Consider the following 1,648-nt stretch of genomic DNA (forward strand, 5'->3'; position numbering starts at 1 on the left):
CCCCTCCCTACCTCGGCCACCCCGCCGTACCCGCGGGGGCCACAGGACCCGTCGGGCCCGCCCGGGCGGACCCGACACCGCCCCCGGCCGACCCGGTACCGGCCGCTTTCGCCGACCCGGTACCGGCCGCTTTCGCCGACCCGGTACCGGCCGCTTTCGCCGACCCGGTACCGGCCGAACCGGCCGCGCCGGCCGACCCGGAACCCGGCAGTCCACAGGGTGCCCCCGGCCCACTGGAGGGGAGCGGGGCCGCAGGCCCGCCGTCGGCCACGGGCTCGGCGCCGGAGACACCCAAGACCACACGGGCCGACATCATCAACCGGGCCAAGAAGTGGGTCAGTGAGCAGGTCCCGTACAGCCTGTCCAAGTACTGGTCCGACGGCTACCGGCAGGACTGCTCGGGCTATGTGTCGATGGCCTGGAAACTGCGGAACAACGAGTGGACCGGCAGCCTCGCCAAATTCGGGACCAAGATCGCCCGAGAGGAACTGGAGCCCGGCGACATCCTGCTCTTCCACAACCAGGCCGACCCGTCGAAGGGCTCGCACGTCACGATCTTCGGCGGCTGGACCGACTACACGCACAGCCATTACACGGCGTACGAGCAGACGCCCTCGCACACGCGTAAGCAGACGACGCCCATGGCGTACTGGAGCAACTCCGGCAGCTACATCCCGTACCGCTACAAGGGACTGCCCGCAGATACCGGCAGCGGCGGCTCGCAGGGGGCGTCGGCATTTCCGGGCGCCGACAAGTTCGGTCCCGGCGCCAGCAACACGTATGTCACCCAGCTCGGCAGCATGCTCGTGGACCGCGGTGGCAAGCGCTTCTACAAGGTCGGCCCGGGACCGGACTGGGGCGATGCGGACCGGCGCGCGACCCAGGCGTTCCAGAAGGCCCAGGGCTGGTCCGGCAAGGAAGCGGACGGCATCCCCGGTCCGGACACCTGGCAGCTGCTGGTGAGCGGAAAGGGCCAGGACATCCCCGCAAGCGGCAGTGACAGCGGGGGCGGGGGCGGCCAGGGGGGCGGTTCGACCGCGGCTCCGGCGTTCCCGGGCCGGAACTATTTCCGGCCGGGGCAGTCCAACAGCCATGTCGAGAAGCTCGGCAAGCAGTTGGTGAGTAAGGGATACGGCACGTACTACACAGAGGGCCCCGGCCCCCGGTGGACCGAGGCGGACCGGCGCAATGTCGAGGCCTTCCAGCGCGCCCAGGGCTGGCGGGGCGCCGAGGCCGACGGCTACCCCGGACCGGAAACCTGGCGACGACTCTTCACGTGACAGGACGGACATGACGGAGGCGGGAATGGGATCCACGGTGTCGGACATCTCCGGAGGTCCGGAGAAGGAGAACGGAACGGAAGGAGAGCCGGTGAACGGCAGCGAGGAGATGCGGTCCGGATCGGGGCCCGGCGCGGAGGGCGACGCAGAGTCCCGGACGAGAGCCCGGCCGGGTGACGGGACGGACTTGGTCCTCGACCTGGTGCTCGATCTGGTCCCGGGCGAAGCCACGGCCTCCGGCCTGGGCGCGACCTCGGCCTCGGTGTCCGTCCCGGCTTCGGAGCCGGTGTCGGCTTCGGTGTCTGCTTTGGCTTCGGAGCCGGCCTCGGCGCCGCTGTCTGCCCCGGCTTCGGAGCCGGTGTCGGCAT

1 protein-coding gene and 1 pseudogene are annotated in these 1,648 nt (G+C 70.9%); both read left to right on the top strand.

Features of this window, described 5'->3' with window-relative positions; all coding sequences use genetic code 11:
* Positions 1-1,280 (top strand): peptidoglycan-binding protein (locus ABZV38_RS39305; RefSeq protein WP_356333645.1); only part of this gene is annotated, 1,280 nt, incomplete at its 5' end.
* Between the two features lie 25 nt (positions 1,281-1,305).
* Positions 1,306-1,648: pseudogene (locus tag ABZV38_RS39310) on the top strand (hypothetical protein); the annotation flags it as partial.

It is taken from the genome of Streptomyces sp. NPDC005181, from assembly GCF_040608395.1.
Classification (GTDB): Bacteria; Actinomycetota; Actinomycetes; order Streptomycetales; family Streptomycetaceae; genus Streptomyces.